This window comes from Pseudomonas sp. LAMO17WK12:I10 (assembly GCF_900215185.1).
GTDB classification, from domain to species: domain Bacteria; phylum Pseudomonadota; class Gammaproteobacteria; order Pseudomonadales; family Pseudomonadaceae; genus Aquipseudomonas; species Aquipseudomonas chlororaphis.
The window spans coordinates 65,023-81,844 of record NZ_OBDX01000006.1 but is presented as its reverse complement, the minus strand read 5'-3'; the positions used below and the strand labels follow the sequence as shown (position 1 = coordinate 81,844).

The following is a 16,822-nucleotide window of genomic DNA, read 5'->3' as shown; positions in this document are numbered from 1 at the left end:
ATGCGTAGATCCAACCAAGGTTTTACCCTGATCGAAATCATGATCGTGATTGCGATCATCGGGCTCGTCGTCACCCTGAGCCTTCCCAGCATCACCGAGTACGTGAAGAAAACCCACCGCACGCAAATCGCCGGCCTGCTGTCGGAACAGGCGCAGAGCCTCGAGCGGTTTCATTCCAAGGGCGGTGTCTACAGCAACGCCCCGGGCCTCAGCGCCGGCAACGACGACTACAGCATCACGCCAGTCCTGGCCGACCAGAGCTTTACCCTGACCGCGACGCCGAAAACCGAGAGCATGATGGCCGGCGACAAATGCGGCGAGTTCACCCTTAGCCACACCGGTGCCATGGGCAACAACAATATGGCCGACGGGGTGACCAGCAAGGATTGCTGGGGGCGCTGAACAACCTTCTCGGGCGCTGGCGGCGCCCGGTGTTTTCATTTCCTGGACTGGACTATGGCAAAGCAACAGCAAGTGGTGATTGTCGGCGGTGGAGTGATCGGCCTGCTGACCGCGTTCAACCTGGCATCCGCCGGGCAGCAGGTGGTGCTGCTCGAACGCTCGAATGTCGGCCAGGAATCCTCCTGGGCCGGCGGCGGGATCGTCTCGCCGCTGTACCCCTGGCGCTACAGCCCGGCGGTCACCGCGCTGGCGCATTGGTCGCAGGATTTTTATCCACAGCTGGCCGAGCGCCTGTTTGCCACGACCGGTGTCGATCCCGAAGTGCACACCACCGGCCTGTACTGGCTGGACCTCGACGACGAGGCCGAAGCGCTGGCCTGGGCCCGGCGGGAACAGCGGCCATTGAGCGCTGTGGATATCTCGGTGGCTCATGACGCGGTGCCGGTGCTGGGCGGCGGTTTTTCGCGGGCGATCTACATGGCCGACGTGGCCAACGTGCGCAATCCGCGCCTGGTCAAATCGCTGAAGGCCGCCCTGTCGGCCCTGCCGGCGGTAACCCTTCACGAACAGTGTGAAGTCAGCGGGTTTATCCGCGAAGGTGAGCGAGTGCTCGGGGTGCAGACCTCCCTGGGCGAAATCCGTGGCGATCAGGTGGTGCTGGCGGCAGGGGCCTGGAGCGGCGAATTGCTCAAGAGCCTGGGGCTGGCGTTGCCGGTGGAGCCGGTCAAAGGCCAGATGATCCTCTACAAGTGCGCGTCGGATTTTCTTTCCTGCATGGTCCTGGCCAAGGGGCGTTACGCGATTCCCCGGCGCGACGGCCACATCTTGATCGGCAGTACCCTGGAGCACGAAGGCTTCGACAAGACCCCGACCTCGTCGGCCCTGGAAAGCCTGAAGGCTTCGGCCATCGAGTTGATCCCGGCGCTGGCGCAGGCCGAGGTGGTGGGGCATTGGGCGGGCTTGCGTCCGGGCTCGCCCGAGGGCATTCCCTATATCGGCCCGGTCCTGGGGCTGGAGGGGCTGTGGCTGAACTGCGGGCATTACCGCAATGGGTTGGTCCTGGCGCCCGCGTCCTGCCAGCTGTTCGCCGACCTGATGCTGGGCCGAGAGCCGATCATCGACCCGGCGCCTTATGCGCCCAGTGGGCGAATTTAATCCAGGCCGAGTTTCTTCAGCCGGTAGCGCATAGAACGAAACGACAGGCTCAAGCGCTGGGCCGCCGCCGTGCGGTTCCAGCGGGTGTGCTCCAGGGCCTGGAGGATCAGCCGGCGCTCGACTTCTTGCAGATATTTCTCAAGGTTGATTACCTGTGCCGGTCCGGGCGTGATGGCCGGGTGGGCGCCGTTTGGCGTCAGGCGCAGGTCGCGTGCTTCGATCCGCCGGTTCTCGCACAGGGTGTGCGCCCGTTCGAGCAGGTTCTCCAGTTCGCGCACGTTACCGGGAAAGTCGTAGCCCTGGAGCGCTTGCAGCGCGCTTGGCTGAAGCCGTGCCAGTTGTTGGCCGTTACCCTGCGCCAGGCGCTCGAGAATGGCGGTGGCCAAGGGTTCGATATCAGCCTTGCGCGCCCGTAGCGGTGGCACCGGCAACTCGATCACGTTCAGGCGGTAGTAGAGATCCTGGCGAAAGCGCCCGGCATGCACTTCCGCCAGCAACGCCTTGTGGGTGGCGCAGAGAATGCGTACATCGACCTGGACCTCCTGTTGCCCGCCGACGCAACGTACCGCCTTCTCCTGCAGCGCGCGGAGCAATTTGACCTGCATCGCCAGCGGCAGATCGGCCACCTCATCGAGAAACAGCGTGCCGCCGTGCGCCGCCTGGAACAGGCCGGGCTTGTCTTCGATAGCGCCGCTGAAGCTGCCTTTGCGATGGCCGAAAAACTCGCTCTCCATCAGTTCCGGTGGGATGGCTCCGCAATTGACCGGCACGAAGGCGTGTCTGGCCCGAGGACCCAGGTCGTGGATCGCGCGGGCGACCAGTTCCTTGCCGCTTCCGGACTCTCCGCTGATATAGACCGAGGCCTGGCTCCGGGCCAGTTTGCCGATTTGTCCGCGCAGTTTGTGCATGGCGGCCGAATCGCCGAGCAATGGACCGGTAGCAGGGTTCGGTGGTATCGATCCAGGCAGGGCGCCATTCAGCAGCTCGCGCAAGCGTGCCAGGGCCACGGGTTTGCTCAGGAAGTCGATGGCGCCGGCCTTCAGGGCGTGGATCGCGGTTTCCTGGCGGGCGCAGGTGCTGAGTATTGCCAGCGGCATTCGCAGCTGGCGGCACTGGATATGCTCGAGTAATTCCAGCCCCGTGCCGTCGGGCAAATGCAGGTCGCTCAGGCACAGGTCGAAGCCTTCCCGCGCCAGCCAGTGACGCGCTTCGCCCAGGGTGCGGGCGCTGCGGGTATGGCGTTGCATCCGGCCGAGGCTGATTTCCAGATATTCGCGGATGCCTGGATCGTCATCGACGATCAGGACTTTTTGTCGTGGGCTCATGCCGCTTACTGCTTCATCCGTGAGCGAAAGAGGTGCGGGAGCACCCGCCATCCTGGCGTGTCGTGAAGTCTAGGCAGGCTTGAAGTCGTTCGCCCCACTCAAGGGCGGGTAGGGCGGGGTCGTTTGGTCGGGTTCAGGATGATGCGCAGGGTAATAGCCCCGATTTGCCGAGGGTTGCCGGCCGGAAGTGGGACGATGCTGAAATGGTGGATTTTTTGTAGCGAGTTATTCAGCGGTGCAAACCATGTGCTTTTGGCGTCATGTGCACCGCTGTCGGTCGAGGTTCAGCGATCGCGGGAGATCGGACCTTGCTCCAGGTGCGCCTGGCTGCAATACCACTGCTGCTCGAGGGGCAGCGCCCGGTCGCGGGGCAGGTGCACGCCGCAATGGGCACAACGCACCATGGGCGTGGTGCTGGGTTCGCGGGGCGCAGCGGTGCCGGAGGCGGGCTGCTTGAATTTGCGCCAGAGCCATACCGCAGCGGCAATCAGGGCGATCCAGAACAGTAGACGAAGCATGGTAGCCAGCTATGTGAGTGAGGAACCGGCAGTTTAGCCAAGGTCATGCCGGGCGCACAGTGCAATCAGCGCTGAAATCCACGGACAAAAAAAGGGAGACTCGAAAGCCTCCCTTTTTTGTAACCGCGGCGGTGTCAGTCGAACACGCCGAAGGTCATGTAGCTGAACCACGAGCGGTCGCTGTTGTTGCCTTCGGCTTCGTGCTGCTCTTCTTCGACAGCGTCGCCATTGGCGTCTTTAGGCTTGAGCTCGGCCGGAATCGCGTCCTTGGCATCCTGGTATTGCTTCATCACGTCCTGGTTGGCGCGGGTTTCTCCCGGCGGCAGCGGTGGACGGGACTCGATCAGGCCCAGGGTGGCCTTGCTCAGCCAGGAGCGGTTGTCCGCCTCGGCGACCCGTGGCACGAACTGGCCGTCGACCAGGGTCGGGTGATCGGGGTAGTTGAGCTTCAGGGTTTCCAGGCTGGTGGCGGCCAGCTCGTCCAGGTGCAGACGCTGGTAAGCCTCGGTCATCACCGCCAGGCCATCGGCCACCGACGGGGTTTCCTGGAAGTTTTCCACCACGTAGCGGCCACGGTTGGCGGCGGCTACATAGGCCTGACGGGTCAGGTAGTAGTCGGCCACGTGGATTTCGTAGGAGGCCAGCAGGTTGCGCAGGTAGATCATGCGCTGCTTGGCGTCCGGCGCGTAGCGGCTGTTCGGGAAACGGCTGGTGAGCTGGGCGAACTCGTTGTAGGAGTCGCGCGCGGCACCCGGGTCACGCTTGGTCATGTCCAGCGGCAGGAAGCGCGCCAGCAGGCCGACGTCCTGGTCGAAGGAGGTCAGGCCCTTGAGGTAGTAGGCGTAGTCCACGTTCGGGTGTTGTGGGTGCAGGCGGATGAAACGCTCGGCGGCGGACTTGGCGGCCTCCGGCTCGGCGTTCTTGTAGTTGGCATAGATCAGTTCGAGCTGTGCCTGATCCGCATAGCGACCGAACGGATAACGCGACTCCAGGGCCTTGAGCTTGGCGGTGGCGCTGGTATAGCTGTTGTTGTCCAGGTCGGTCTGCGCCTGCTGGTACAGCTCGACCTCGCTCAGGTTTTCGTCAACGACTTCCTTCGATGAGCAAGCAGCGGTCAGTGCGAGGATGGCGATCAGCAGCAGGTGTTTCACTTGCATGGCGGCTTGCGTCCCTATGACGGCCGCTGTCTTGGGCGGGGCCGTCCTGTTATGATGAGCGCCCCGTTGAAAAGCCTCGGGGCAAAAGACGCCGTATTTAACCACAAGCGCGCAGCCGAAACCAAAGGCTGTGCCGACGCCTAGTCTGAGCATGTCCGATAAAATTGAACTTCGCGCAGAGGTGCCGTCCGAACTGGGCGGCCAACGCCTCGATCAAGTCGCCGCCCAATTATTCGCTGAGCACTCGCGCTCGCGCCTTTCCGCCTGGATCAAAGACGGCCGCCTGACTGTGGATGGAGCGGTTATCCGCCCGCGAGACATCGTCCATGGCGGCGCGGTTCTTGAGCTGACCGCCGAGCAGGAAGCTCAGGGAGAATGGATCGCTCAGGACATCGAACTGGATATCGTCTATGAAGACGACGACATCCTGGTGATCAACAAGCCTGCCGGCCTGGTGGTCCACCCCGCCGCCGGTCACGCCGATGGCACGCTGCTCAATGCCCTGCTGCACCATGTCCCGGACATCATCAACGTGCCGCGCGCCGGCATCGTCCATCGTCTGGACAAGGACACCACCGGTCTGATGGTGGTGGCCAAGACCATCCAGGCGCAGACCCAACTGGTTGCCCAGTTGCAGAGCCGCAGCGTCAGCCGCATCTATGAATGCATCGTGATCGGCGTGGTCACCGCCGGCGGCAAGATCAACGCCCCGATCGGCCGGCATGGCCAGCAACGCCAGCGCATGGCGGTGATGGAAGGCGGCAAGCCGGCCGTCAGCCACTACCGCGTGCTGGAGCGTTTCCGTTCCCACACCCACGTCCGGGTGAAACTGGAAACCGGGCGGACCCACCAGATCCGTGTGCACATGGCCCATATCAACTATCCGTTGGTCGGCGATCCGGCCTACGGTGGTCGTTTCCGCATTCCGCCCGCCGCGAACCCGACCATGGTCGAATCCCTCAAGCACTTCCCGCGTCAGGCGCTGCATGCGCGGTTCCTTGAGCTGGACCACCCGACCACCGGCGAGCGCATGAGCTGGGAATCGCCGCTGCCGGAAGATTTCGTCTGGCTGCTGACCCTGCTCAAGCAGGATCGCGAGGCTTTTGTCGGATGAGTGACTGGCTGATTCCTGACTGGCCCGCGCCGGCCGGGGTCAAAGCCTGCGTCACCACCCGTGCGGGCGGCGTCAGCCTGGCGCCGTTCAACAGCCTCAACCTGGGCGATCATGTCGATGACAACCCAGAGGCGGTGGCCGAAAACCGCCGTCGCCTGACCGATCGCTTCTCTATAAAGCCAGCCTGGCTGAAACAGGTTCACGGTATTGATGTGGTCGAGGCGGATCCGTCCGTCGTCGCCACCGCCGATGCCAGCTGGAGCGCCACGCCCGGCATTGCCTGTAGCGCCATGACCGCCGATTGCCTGCCAGCGCTGTTCTGCGACCGTGCCGGTACTCGGGTGGCAGCGGCCCATGCCGGTTGGCGTGGGCTGGCGGCCGGGGTGCTGGAAGCGACGCTCGATAGCCTGAAGGTTGCACCTGAGGATGTACTGGTCTGGCTGGGGCCGGCCATTGGTCCGCAAGCCTTCGAGGTCGGGCCGGAAGTGCGTGAGGCTTTCGTCCGGCACTTGCCACAGACCGAGCAGGCCTTTGTGCCGAGCCACAACCCTGGCAAGCTCATGGCTGATATCTATATGCTGGCCCGCCTGCGCCTGGCGGCATGCGGCGTCACCGCCGTGTATGGCGGCGGTTTCTGCACCGTGAGCGACCCGCGTTTCTATTCCTACCGGCGCAGCCCGCGCACCGGGCGCTTCGCTTCCCTGATCTGGCTGGAACGCTAGACTCTTCTGACCTGTGTCAAGCTCGCAAGGCTTGAATCTTCCAGAATCGACCGCATCTACAGGGGTATCTGGCAGGTTTCTCTATTTAGGTGTGTCCATCGCTCCGACCTGCTCAAAAGGAAGGTGACTAATGCGTATAGACCGATTAACCAGCAAGCTTCAGCTGGCGTTATCCGATTCTCAATCCCTGGCGGTCGGCCTCGACCATCCGGCCATCGAGCCGGCGCACTTGATGCAGGCGCTGCTCGAACAGCAGGGCGGCTCGATCAAGCCGCTGCTGATGCAAGTGGGCTTCGACGTGAACAGCCTGCGCAAGGAGCTGAGCAAAGAGCTCGACCACTTGCCGAAAATCCAGAACCCCACCGGCGACGTGAACATGTCGCAGGATCTGGCGCGCCTGCTGAACCAGGCCGATCGCCTGGCGCAACAGAAAGGCGACCAGTTCATCTCCAGCGAGCTGGTGCTGCTGGCGGCCATGGACGAAAACAGCAAGCTCGGCAAATTGTTGCTGGGGCAGGGCGTCAGCAAAAAAGCGCTGGAAAACGCCATTAATAACCTGCGAGGCGGCGAGGCGGTGAATGATGCCAACGTCGAGGAGTCGCGTCAGGCCCTGGATAAATACACCGTCGATCTGACCAAGCGCGCCGAAGACGGCAAGCTCGACCCGGTGATCGGCCGTGACGACGAAATCCGCCGGACCATCCAGGTGCTGCAACGTCGGACCAAGAACAACCCGGTGCTGATCGGTGAGCCTGGCGTGGGTAAAACCGCGATTGCCGAAGGCCTGGCCCAACGCATCATCAATGGCGAAGTGCCGGACGGCCTGAAAGGCAAGCGCCTGCTGTCCCTGGACATGGGCGCGCTGATCGCTGGCGCCAAATACCGTGGCGAGTTCGAAGAACGCCTGAAATCCCTGCTCAACGAGCTGTCCAAGCAGGAAGGGCAGATCATTCTGTTCATCGACGAACTGCACACCATGGTCGGCGCCGGCAAGGGCGAAGGTTCGATGGATGCGGGCAACATGCTCAAGCCAGCCCTGGCTCGGGGTGAGCTGCACTGTGTCGGCGCCACCACGCTCAACGAGTACCGCCAATATATAGAGAAGGACGCGGCCCTCGAGCGGCGCTTCCAGAAAGTCCTGGTGGACGAGCCGAGCGAAGAAGACACCATCGCCATCCTGCGCGGCCTGAAAGAGCGTTACGAGGTGCACCACAAGGTGGCGATCACCGACGGCGCGATCATTGCCGCGGCCAAGCTCAGCCATCGCTACATCACCGACCGGCAACTGCCGGACAAGGCGATCGACCTGATCGACGAAGCCGCCAGCCGTATCCGCATGGAGATCGACTCCAAGCCGGAGGTCCTGGACCGCCTGGAACGGCGCCTGATTCAACTGAAGGTCGAATCCCAGGCCCTGAAGAAAGAAGACGACGAAGCGGCGATCAAGCGCCTGGAGAAACTCCAGGAGGAAATCACCCGCCTGGAGCGCGAATACGCCGATCTGGAAGAAGTCTGGACCTCGGAGAAAGCCGAAGTGCAGGGTTCGGCGCAGATCCAGCAGAAGATCGAGCAGTCCCGCCAGGAGCTGGAAGCCGCGCGCCGCAAAGGTGACCTGAACCGCATGGCCGAGTTGCAGTACGGGGTGATCCCGGACCTGGAGCGCAGCCTGCAGATGGTCGACCAGCATGGCCAAAGCGAGAACCAGCTGTTGCGCAGCAAGGTGACCGAAGAGGAAATCGCCGAAGTCGTGTCCAAGTGGACCGGTATTCCGGTGTCGAAGATGCTCGAAGGCGAGCGCGACAAGCTGCTGAAGATGGAAAGCCTCCTGCACCAGCGTGTCATTGGCCAGGACGAAGCCGTGGTGGCGGTAGCCAACGCAGTGCGGCGTTCTCGCGCCGGGTTGTCCGATCCGAACCGGCCAAGTGGTTCGTTCATGTTCCTCGGCCCGACTGGTGTGGGTAAGACCGAGTTGTGCAAGGCGCTGGCCGAATTCCTTTTCGATACCGAAGAGGCGATGGTACGGATCGATATGTCCGAGTTCATGGAGAAACACTCCGTGGCTCGCTTGATCGGTGCGCCTCCAGGCTACGTCGGCTACGAGGAGGGCGGTTACCTGACCGAGGCGGTGCGGCGCAAGCCTTATTCGGTGATCCTGCTGGACGAGGTCGAGAAGGCCCATCCGGACGTGTTCAACATCCTGCTGCAGGTGCTGGAAGACGGTCGCCTGACGGACAGCCACGGGCGTACCGTGGACTTCCGTAATACGGTGATCGTCATGACCTCCAACCTGGGCTCGGCGCAGATCCAGGAGCTGGTGGGGGATCGCGAAGCACAGCGGGCGGCGGTGATGGATGCGGTGTCGACCCATTTCCGTCCGGAGTTCATCAACCGGATCGACGAAGTGGTGATCTTCGAGCCGTTGGCCCGGGATCAGATCGCCGGCATCACCGAAATCCAGCTGGGACGCCTGCGCAGCCGCCTGGCCGAGCGCGAGCTCAAGCTGGAACTGAGTGGCGAGGCCTTGGACAAACTGATTGCCGTGGGTTACGACCCGGTCTATGGCGCACGTCCGCTGAAACGGGCGATCCAGCGCTGGATCGAGAACCCATTGGCGCAGTTGATTCTGTCCGGCAGTTTCCTGCCGGGGGCCACTGTGACGGCCAAGGTGGAAAACGACGAAATCGTCTTCACCTGAGCCCGATAGGGCGTCGTTGTGAAGGAGGCCTCGCATTGCGAGGCCTTTTTTTGCATAGGGCGTTGAACTGTAAGGCAAAGGCTTGTAAAGTGCGCCCCGCAGTACGTCGCCCCAAGGCTTTTTCCTCCCTGAGGAAAAAACTGAAATAAGTTGCAAATCATTGTCTTGAAAGCAATTTAGGGGGTTGACAGGGGTTTTTAAGATTGTAGAATAGCGCGCCTCAGAGACATGAACGTAGCGATACGGACCAGGTCGACGAGGAGGCTTCTAGAGATAAAAGCCTGCTGTAAAGGTTGTAAAATTGAAATGTTCAGTTCCGTGATAGCTCAGTCGGTAGAGCAAATGACTGTTAATCATTGGGTCCCAGGTTCGAGTCCTGGTCACGGAGCCAATTTCAAGCCGGGGTATAGCGCAGTCCGGTAGCGCGCCTGCTTTGGGAGCAGGATGTCAGGAGTTCGAATCCCCTTACCCCGACCATATTTGGGTCGTTAGCTCAGTTGGTAGAGCAGTTGGCTTTTAACCAATTGGTCGTAGGTTCGAATCCCACACGACCCACCATTTTTGAAACCAGTTCGCTGGAATCGAATCTTAAGATCAGACGCCAAAAGCTCTGTTCGCAGAAGGCGCCTTTAAAAGGTGCCTTTTTTTTACCGGGGTATAGCGCAGTCCGGTAGCGCGCCTGCTTTGGGAGCAGGATGTCAGGAGTTCGAATCCCCTTACCCCGACCATACTGAAAATCCTCGTATCGAAAGATACGGGGATTTTTTTTGCCCGGAATTTGGTGCCGGTTGTGTCTTGTCGGTTCTGCCCAGGTTCGACAGCAGCTCCGCGCCCCAGAACCCTTTGTCGAGCAGCGTCACCGAGTGGTCGGGAATCCGCTGCAAAACTCGTCGGCCAAACGCATTTCACTGCGTCGGTAAGGGCTCATTGTGCATCCAGGATCACGTGCGAACGCACGTTCATCAGCGCCACCAGGCGCAGCATAGGAAACGGTGTCTGATGGTCGCTTGCAGTGTTCCCGAGCCGAAGTGATCTCAACGCTCGGGCGTCCACAATGCGCAGCAGCGCACCGTCCACTACAAAGACCGGCAGGTCATGCCTGGCATCATCGTTATAGCGCTCTACGCCCCAATGGTTGCCCGGTCTTGCGCAATAACCACTCAACAGGACCGGCGCCGAGCCGTTTACGAGCTTCGGTTGCCCGCTGCGAGCCAGCAAATGGTCAGAAGCCAGGCCTTGGGCGCGGATATTCAAATGTCTGGCCACCTCATGAACCGGCTCGTCACGAAATAACGCCACGCCGAGCACCCGCCAAAGCACTTGATCGGTGGGCAGAGAATATCGGCGAAGGGTTGCCTGGCTGGAGAGATTCAGCGCAGACGCCATTCACTCTATGGGGATATGTCGCAGACGTTGAAAAGGTCGCCGAGGTCGAGCAGGTCCTGTTGAGCAGATATAAAAAATCCGATGCCAGAAGTCTGGCATCGGATTTTCTAGAAAGCCCGGCATGAGCTCAAATGCTTAAGTGAAGGGCATTACGATAATTCGGGGCATTTTTATTGGGGGATTTGGATTGGCCCCTTCCCCTTGCCGGCCCTCATTTCGCCGCCATCCGCTGTCTGGTGGGCATATTCGGTATAGATGAGGTGAGTAGAGGGTTCTGGGTCATGTATTGGCTGAGAGCACTGGCTTGGCCAGGCTCATGCCAATTAACCTGATGTGGGAGTGATCGCCTATGTCCGTGGCCAGCCCCTCGTTGCGAAGGGCGTTTACGGTACTCACAAGACCCGGCAAAGGCCGTCCACGCGTTCGTAAGCCAGCTCCTTGTTTGTTGGGGGGAGCTTGTAGTCCACCATGCAGCTGCCTTCGGCCCAGCGAATCTCCAGCCGGCCCTGGTCGGGAACGCCAAAGACCAGCAGGCGCGACAGGTTGTCGACCATGCCCAGGGGGTTGCCTTGTTCGTCGTAGCCTTGGGCGCCGAAGGGGATTGGATCGCCCTTGTCCGCGCGCAGCACGAATTGCAGGCGACGACCGGTTTGTGCGGCATAGGTGGCCTTGACGATGGCGCCACGGGTTGGCACCAGCACCTTGGAGGTTTCGTTGATCTCGGTGTCGGTACCCAGGGTCTGGGTATCCAGGTTCAGCCAGTTGTAGCGATAAGGCTGCATATAGGGCACCACCGCGTAACCCTTGCCATTGGTGCGTACGGCGTTCCAGCCGGATACACCGACGCCGTCGACGTCCGGGACTTCCAGCAGGCCGAAAGTCTCGCCAAGCGGCTGGCCGAGGGTAACGCCGCCGCTGTGCACCAGCAGCGAGCCAGACGCGCCCAGGTCGATATGCTTGTCGTCACGGCCCTGGTTATAGCCACCACGCAGCTTGGCGACGGGGGTGTCCCAGTCCAGGCTGGCGCCGGCCGTACTGCCGTTTCTTTTGCTGTGGCCTGCCTGTGCCGAGTAGCTGAGGGTCGCCTGGTCGTCCAGGTAGCCGGACACATTCGACTGCAGCGAGGAATCGCCTTTGCTCGAGCTGATGGCGTTGCTGGAGAGGCGGTGAGAACTACCCCGGCCTCCCAGCGGCATGCTGACACTGGCGGTGAGTTGCGTATCCGAACCACCGTTCATGGGATCGCTCTGGGTGCGTGACACCGCCAGGTTGTAGCTGACGCTGGCAATGCTGCTGCCATAACCAAATTGCCAGTTACGCGTACGGCCCTGCTGATTCCAGTAGTTGGTTTCATCCATGCTGAGGTACAACGAGCCTCGTTGTGACAGGCTCTGGTTCACCCGGAGGTTGATTCGGCTCTTTTGGGCGCTGAAGCCGGCACGGTTCTGATACATGAGGTCGTCCACGTGCTGGCTGAAGCTGCGATAGCCTTCGGTGGAATAGCGGTAGCCGGCCATGGTGAAGGTGGTATCGGTGGCGTTCAGCGTCTTGGAGTACAGGAAGCGCGCACTGTGACCCTTGTTGCTCCTGCCGTTCTGGGTCTTCGATTCACTGCTGGTGACGTCGAAGGAAATACCACCGAGGCTGGAGTTCACGCCTGCACCAATGTTGACGGCGCGATAGTCTTGCGCGAGCAGCGCGCCGCCATAACCGGTGAGGTTATCGGTCACACCGTAGACGGCTGTGCCCTGGGTGAACGACGGCGACGGTTGGTCGTTGGAGCGATATTCACCGGCGGTGACGCTATAGCGAAGGTTGCCGCGTCGGGTCATGACCGGCTGGTAGGCATAGGACTGCTGATATTCGCGTACCCGGCCATCCGCTTCGATGATCTTGATCTGCAGGTCGCCGTTGGAACCGCTGGGATAGATGTCAGTGAACTCGAAGGCGCCAGGCGGCACCGACGCGGAATAGATCACGTAGCCGTTTTGCCGTACTTCCACGGTGGCATTGGTTTCAGCTATGCCGCGGATCACGGGCGCGTAGCCGATCTCGTTGTCGGGCAGCATACCGAGGTCCGAAGCGATCTGTGCACCGCGAAAACGCACGCTGTCGAAGATCTCGCCAGGTGTGTACAGCTCGCCCAGGGAAAGCTTGCCTTTCAGGCGCTGGACGTCGCGCTCCAGATAGTTGCGGTTGCTCTTGAATTCGCTTTTTGTACCGGTACCGCCGGTCAGGGCGGATTCGTTGCGAAAGCGCCAGCCGGCGATATTGAAACCGTTGCGCAGGTTCAGGTTGTGGTAGTCGCTTTTCGTTCCCCGGTTAGTGTTGCGGTTGAAGTTGGCCTGGTAGTCGCTATAGAAGGCGGTGATGCCTTCGTCCCAAACCGACGGGTCGACGTAACCACGGGAATAGCGCTGGACGTACGCCTGCGGAATGCTGAACTGCAATGCCAGGTTGGTGACGTCGAAGTCCACCGCGGCGCCGGCGATCTGGGCGCTGACGTCGAACGGCTGCTCATCCTTGGCGTCCGCGGCGATGAGTCCATCCTGCTGGGCTTTGCCCGCGTTGAGTCCAAGCTCTTTGAGCAGCCCGAGCGAGATGGCGGGTTTGACCTGCCCGGAGGCGTCGGCGGCGAAGGTAACTTCCTGGCGCTTGATCAGCACATTGTTCAGGTAGAGGTCGACGCTGTAGGTACCTGGCGGAACGGCACTGCCTTTCTCAAAAAACTTGAGGTCCACCGGAGTGCCCTCCATTTTCAGAAAGGAGTCGGCGAACTCGGCTTCTGCGGCCGACAGCTTCGAGGCCAGTCCCAGGGCCACGAGGCAGGTCGCGCACGCCCGTCGGGCGATCCTGAAACTGAGCTCTCTCTGGAAAATGGGCATGCGGAATCCTTTCGATCATGCATCGGATGCCCGAGGCACTGACCTGATTAAAAAGTCGGATTAGGTAAAGCGATGCGCTCTAGCGAGCGACACGAGTGATGACTGTTTCCGTTAGTTGGAAAGTTTGCTGGTGACTCGGTCCAGCCCGCCGTAATCGTTGATGCTGTCGAATTCCACTGTTGTGGCTCCGGACCTCATGCCAGTCGAGCCTTTGATCTCGACTGTGCGTGTTGCCCCAGGTGCCAGCATTTCCACGGTGGCGGTGCTCGCTTCCTTACCATTGCGCAGCGTCACGCTGCCCCCGGCAAGGGTCACATGGAACGCGGAGGGGTTGGTCACTGAAAGCGCGGCCTTGCCGCCTTGTTCCACCAGCTTCCATTGCAGGCTCTTGGCTGCATTGGCGGTAGTGTCCGGCAGGTTGGCCGGGCGGTAGAACAGCTTCACGCGCTGGCGTATGGCAATTTGCAGTGCGTTCTCGGTCTTGGCTTTTTGCGGGATCTCCTGCACGGCCAGCCAGAACACGGATTCCTTGTCGGTCGGCAGCCCCTGGCCTTGATAGAGGATGCGCAGGACCTGCTGCTTGTTGCCTCCCAGGCGAACCAGAGGAGGGGTAATGGCGAACGGTACGTCGGTATTGGCCCCGTTTTTGTCTGGCTCGACCCAGGACTGGATCATGATGTCGTTCGAGCCCTGGTTTCTGACGAGGACGGATGTTTCCTTGGCTGGCGCAGCAAAGACGACGCGGGTGCCATCCAGCGTAATACCGGCACTGGCCATCGACGCGGAGAGTGTCATGGCGCTGGCAATTGCAATGCGCGCCAATAATGAGATTTTCATAGCGGCTCCAGGTCGGAGGGAGGGGGCAGGCCCCTCCCTTTGGTGCGGGTTACTCGTAGGTCAAGGTAAACGGCAGGGTGCCGTTCGCAGTACCTGGCTTGAGCGTATCGCCGTTCGCCACATAACCGGCGCGCAGGTCCAGTTTGGCGGTGTAGGTTTCTTTCCCTTCTTCGCCGGCTTTCACCAAGTCACCCGAGATGGTTTCGTTCGCGGCGATGTTCACCAGCTTGTTGCTGCCGTTAAAAATGCCGATGCCCACGCCCGTTGCGCCACCAGGAGTGAGTTTCAGCAGCGAGTTGTTCTTGCTGTCGATACCGGAACCACTGTTCGGGTCGAACTGCATTCTCACGGTCTTCAGGCCGTTCGCGGTGCCACCGCAGTCCAGGGTCAGGTTGATGCTCTTACCGCCAACGATGGTAGAGCCACCAGCATTGCCGGTGAGCGAGTCGGTGCTGACCTTGCCGAGGTCGACAGCGATGCTCTGCTTGCCCTTTTCACCGCCAACGCTGGTGCCGGTGCCGCCGTTGATGGCGCAGGATGCCGCGATGATTTCGCCCTTGAAGTCGATGGTGCCATCTGCCGCGAGAGCGGAAGTGCTGACCGCGCCAGCGATAGCCATGGAGACGATGCTTTTGAGAAGTTTGGACATTTTATGTACCTGCTAAAGTTGGAGGTGCAATCTTGTATCTTCACTTCGGTCGTTACAATAAGACCATTCTTAAAGTATTGAATGTTCTATGGCTTTGAATGGCGGCTAATACTTTTTTGCCTGATAGGATTTCAATAAGAAGATTCTTAAAAATTGATCGGGTGGGCATGAAGTTGTCGGAATGCCTGTCGGCAGCTAAACGGGATGGTCGCCGCAAAAATCTTCGATCCTTGTACATAAGTGACTGTTTTTCATAGGTTGATTCTTAGAGGTTTCAGGTTGGAGTCGAAGGTTTAAGCGTGTAGGGCAAACTATCAATGCAACTAGATAGAGCATGAGTGGCGTCTTGAATACTATCGGGTCAGCTATCTATATGCCGCAATAAGAGGTGGCGCGGAGGCAGGCGTATGTATTCGGTACGCCCGGGGGAGAGCAACTTTCGGATGTGGGGGCTAAGTCAGGTGGCTCTTCTATTTTAAAATTAAGACTAATCTTAAAGCTGCGTGGAAAGTTGGAAATTGAGTGTGAGAAGTCTCTGGGTACTTCGATCTTTAACTGCCTACCTGTTTGCCTGAGTCCGTGTTGAACAGGGCGCAAAAAAATGCCCCGATCGCTCGGGGCACTCTTGTCTTGGCCTACAGGCTCAGATTCAGTGCAGCTTGAGGCGTGGCTCGGTGCCGCGGCCGATCCGGCTGCCGAGCATCAGCATGGCGGTACGGAACGGGCCGTAGAGCGCCATCTGGTGCATGCGGTACAGCGACACATAGAACATCCGCGCCAGCCAGCCTTCGAGCATCACGCTGCCGGTCAGGTTGCCCATCAGGTTGCCCACCGCGGAGAAGCGCGACAGCGAGATCAGCGAGCCATAGTCGGTGTATTTGTACTCCGGCAGGGCCTTGCCTTCGATACGCAGTTTCAGTGACTTGGTCAGCAGCGATGCCTGCTGGTGAGCCGCCTGCGCCCGCGGTGGAACGTTGCGGTCGGTGCCCGGTTGCGGGCAGGCGGCGCAGTCGCCAAAGGCGAAGATGTTTTCGTCGCGGGTGGTCTGCAGGGTTGGCAAGACCTGCAGCTGGTTGATGCGGTTGGTTTCCAGGCCGTCGATGTCCTTGAGGAAGCCCGGGGCGCGAATGCCCGCGGCCCAGACTTTCAGGCTGGCGGCAATCACCTGGCCATCGGCGGTGATCAGGCTGTCGGCGGTGACTTCGCTGACCGCGGCATTGGTCATGACCTTGACCCCGAGTTTCTCCAGGGTCTTGTGCACCGGGCCGCCGATCCGCTCCGGCAGGGCCGGCAGTACCCGTGGGCCGGCCTCGATCAAGGTGATGTGCATGTTTTCCGGTTTGATCCGGTCCAGGCCGTAGGCCGCCAGCTCATGGGCGGCGTTGTGCAGCTCGGCGGCCAGTTCGACGCCCGTGGCGCCGGCACCGACGATGGCCACGCTGATCTGCTCCACCACATCGGTCTGCCCGGCATGGGCGCGCAGGTAGTGGTTGAGCAGTTGCTGGTGGAAGCGTTCGGCCTGTTTGCGCGTGTCGAGGAACAGGCAGTGCTGGGCGGCGCCCTGGGTGCCGAAGTCGTTGGTGGTGCTGCCCACGGCAATCACCAGGGTGTCGTAGCCCAGTTCACGAGCCGGCAGCAGTTCCACGCCGTTTTCGTCGTAGGTGGCGGCCAGCTGGATTTTCTTCTGTTGGCGATCGAGCCCGCTCATGCGGCCCAGCTGGAACTCGAAGTGGTTCCATTTGGCTTGGGCGACATAGTTGAGTTCGTCTTCGGAAGAGTTCAGCGAGCCGGCGGCCACTTCATGCAGCAAGGGCTTCCAGATGTGGGTCAGATTCGCGTCGACCAGCATCACACTGGCGGTACCGCGCTTGCCCAGAGTCTTACCCAGACGGGTAGCCAACTCCAGACCGCCGGCGCCGCCGCCAACGATGACAATACGATGAGTCATGGGGATATCTCGCAAGGCTAAAAGAAATC

12 protein-coding genes, 4 tRNA genes and 1 pseudogene are annotated in these 16,822 nt (G+C 60.8%); 9 read left to right on the top strand and 8 right to left on the bottom strand.

Annotated elements, in window-relative coordinates:
• Window positions 1–402 (top strand): type IV pilin protein, encoded by a 402-nt coding sequence (locus tag CRO75_RS09245; RefSeq protein WP_007924724.1) that lies wholly within the window; start codon window positions 1–3, stop codon window positions 400–402.
• 54 nt (window positions 403–456) lie between these two features.
• A complete protein-coding gene (gene thiO, locus CRO75_RS09240) occupies window positions 457–1,557 on the top strand; it encodes a glycine oxidase ThiO (protein WP_097135055.1) in 1,101 nt (366 codons plus the stop codon).
• Here the strand turns inward: thiO and CRO75_RS09235 are convergent.
• The 3 genes from CRO75_RS09235 to CRO75_RS09225 form a co-directional block, all read right to left on the bottom strand.
• On the bottom strand, window positions 1,554–2,882 hold the full coding sequence (locus CRO75_RS09235) for a sigma-54 dependent transcriptional regulator (RefSeq protein ID WP_097135054.1): 1,329 nt from the start codon (window positions 2,880–2,882) through the stop codon (window positions 1,554–1,556). The two genes, thiO and CRO75_RS09235, sit on opposite strands and share 4 nt — an antisense overlap.
• 284 nt (window positions 2,883–3,166) lie before the next feature.
• Window positions 3,167–3,400, bottom strand: coding sequence for a PP0621 family protein (locus CRO75_RS09230; RefSeq protein WP_062824555.1), 234 nt, complete (start codon window positions 3,398–3,400; stop codon window positions 3,167–3,169).
• Window positions 3,401–3,534: 134 nt separating this feature from the next.
• Window positions 3,535–4,557 (bottom strand): outer membrane protein assembly factor BamD, encoded by a 1,023-nt coding sequence (locus tag CRO75_RS09225; RefSeq protein ID WP_007924720.1) that lies wholly within the window; start codon window positions 4,555–4,557, stop codon window positions 3,535–3,537.
• Window positions 4,558–4,708: 151 nt separating this feature from the next.
• Between CRO75_RS09225 and rluD the strand changes: the two genes are divergently transcribed.
• From rluD to CRO75_RS09190, 7 genes are all read left to right on the top strand, one after another.
• Window positions 4,709–5,671, top strand: coding sequence for a 23S rRNA pseudouridine(1911/1915/1917) synthase RluD (gene rluD / locus CRO75_RS09220; protein WP_007924719.1), 963 nt, complete (start codon window positions 4,709–4,711; stop codon window positions 5,669–5,671).
• A complete protein-coding gene (gene pgeF, locus CRO75_RS09215; protein ID WP_097135053.1) occupies window positions 5,668–6,393 on the top strand; it encodes a peptidoglycan editing factor PgeF in 726 nt (241 codons plus the stop codon). The genes rluD and pgeF overlap by 4 nt, the downstream gene beginning before the upstream one ends.
• 130 nt (window positions 6,394–6,523) lie before the next feature.
• Window positions 6,524–9,088, top strand: coding sequence for an ATP-dependent chaperone ClpB (gene clpB, locus CRO75_RS09210; RefSeq protein ID WP_009045693.1), 2,565 nt, complete (start codon window positions 6,524–6,526; stop codon window positions 9,086–9,088).
• 315 nt (window positions 9,089–9,403) lie between these two features.
• Window positions 9,404–9,479 (top strand) — tRNA-Asn (locus CRO75_RS09205).
• 9 nt (window positions 9,480–9,488) lie between these two features.
• A tRNA-Pro gene (locus CRO75_RS09200) sits at window positions 9,489–9,565 on the top strand.
• 5 nt (window positions 9,566–9,570) lie between these two features.
• A tRNA-Lys gene (locus CRO75_RS09195) sits at window positions 9,571–9,646 on the top strand.
• Between the two features lie 93 nt (window positions 9,647–9,739).
• Window positions 9,740–9,816 (top strand) — tRNA-Pro (locus tag CRO75_RS09190).
• Window positions 9,817–9,897: 81 nt separating this feature from the next.
• Here the strand turns inward: CRO75_RS09190 and CRO75_RS09185 are convergent.
• The 5 genes and pseudogenes from CRO75_RS09185 to CRO75_RS09165 all read right to left on the bottom strand — a co-directional run.
• Window positions 9,898–10,545, bottom strand: a pseudogene (locus CRO75_RS09185) (transposase domain-containing protein); the annotation flags it as partial.
• 321 nt (window positions 10,546–10,866) lie between these two features.
• On the bottom strand, window positions 10,867–13,359 hold the full coding sequence (locus tag CRO75_RS09180; protein ID WP_097135052.1) for a fimbria/pilus outer membrane usher protein: 2,493 nt from the start codon (window positions 13,357–13,359) through the stop codon (window positions 10,867–10,869).
• A gap of 111 nt (window positions 13,360–13,470) precedes the next feature.
• Entirely contained in the window at window positions 13,471–14,196 is a 726-nt protein-coding gene (locus CRO75_RS09175; protein ID WP_097135051.1) for a molecular chaperone, read from the bottom strand.
• Between the two features lie 49 nt (window positions 14,197–14,245).
• Window positions 14,246–14,845 carry a fimbrial protein gene (locus CRO75_RS09170; RefSeq protein WP_097135050.1) on the bottom strand — a complete coding sequence of 200 codons (600 nt, stop codon included), beginning with the start codon at window positions 14,843–14,845 and terminating at the stop codon, window positions 14,246–14,248.
• 649 nt (window positions 14,846–15,494) lie between these two features.
• Window positions 15,495–16,793, bottom strand: coding sequence for an NAD(P)/FAD-dependent oxidoreductase (locus CRO75_RS09165; RefSeq protein ID WP_009050927.1), 1,299 nt, complete (start codon window positions 16,791–16,793; stop codon window positions 15,495–15,497).
• Window positions 16,794–16,822: the final 29 nt, after the last annotated feature.

What these genes read in the sequence shown, in the direction of transcription:
- CRO75_RS09245 (WP_007924724.1), top strand. Translation starts at nt 1, where the DNA reads ATGCGTAGATCCAACCAAGGTTTTACCCTGATCGAAATCATGATCGTG.
- thiO (WP_097135055.1), top strand. Translation starts at nt 457, where the DNA reads ATGGCAAAGCAACAGCAAGTGGTGATTGTCGGCGGTGGAGTGATCGGC.
- CRO75_RS09235 (WP_097135054.1), bottom strand. Translation starts at nt 2,882, where the DNA reads ATGAGCCCACGACAAAAAGTCCTGATCGTCGATGACGATCCAGGCATC.
- CRO75_RS09230 (WP_062824555.1), bottom strand. Translation starts at nt 3,400, where the DNA reads ATGCTTCGTCTACTGTTCTGGATCGCCCTGATTGCCGCTGCGGTATGG.
- CRO75_RS09225 (WP_007924720.1), bottom strand. Translation starts at nt 4,557, where the DNA reads ATGCAAGTGAAACACCTGCTGCTGATCGCCATCCTCGCACTGACCGCT.
- rluD (WP_007924719.1), top strand. Translation starts at nt 4,709, where the DNA reads ATGTCCGATAAAATTGAACTTCGCGCAGAGGTGCCGTCCGAACTGGGC.
- pgeF (WP_097135053.1), top strand. Translation starts at nt 5,668, where the DNA reads ATGAGTGACTGGCTGATTCCTGACTGGCCCGCGCCGGCCGGGGTCAAA.
- clpB (WP_009045693.1), top strand. Translation starts at nt 6,524, where the DNA reads ATGCGTATAGACCGATTAACCAGCAAGCTTCAGCTGGCGTTATCCGAT.
- CRO75_RS09180 (WP_097135052.1), bottom strand. Translation starts at nt 13,359, where the DNA reads ATGCCCATTTTCCAGAGAGAGCTCAGTTTCAGGATCGCCCGACGGGCG.
- CRO75_RS09175 (WP_097135051.1), bottom strand. Translation starts at nt 14,196, where the DNA reads ATGAAAATCTCATTATTGGCGCGCATTGCAATTGCCAGCGCCATGACA.
- CRO75_RS09170 (WP_097135050.1), bottom strand. Translation starts at nt 14,845, where the DNA reads ATGTCCAAACTTCTCAAAAGCATCGTCTCCATGGCTATCGCTGGCGCG.
- CRO75_RS09165 (WP_009050927.1), bottom strand. Translation starts at nt 16,793, where the DNA reads ATGACTCATCGTATTGTCATCGTTGGCGGCGGCGCCGGCGGTCTGGAG.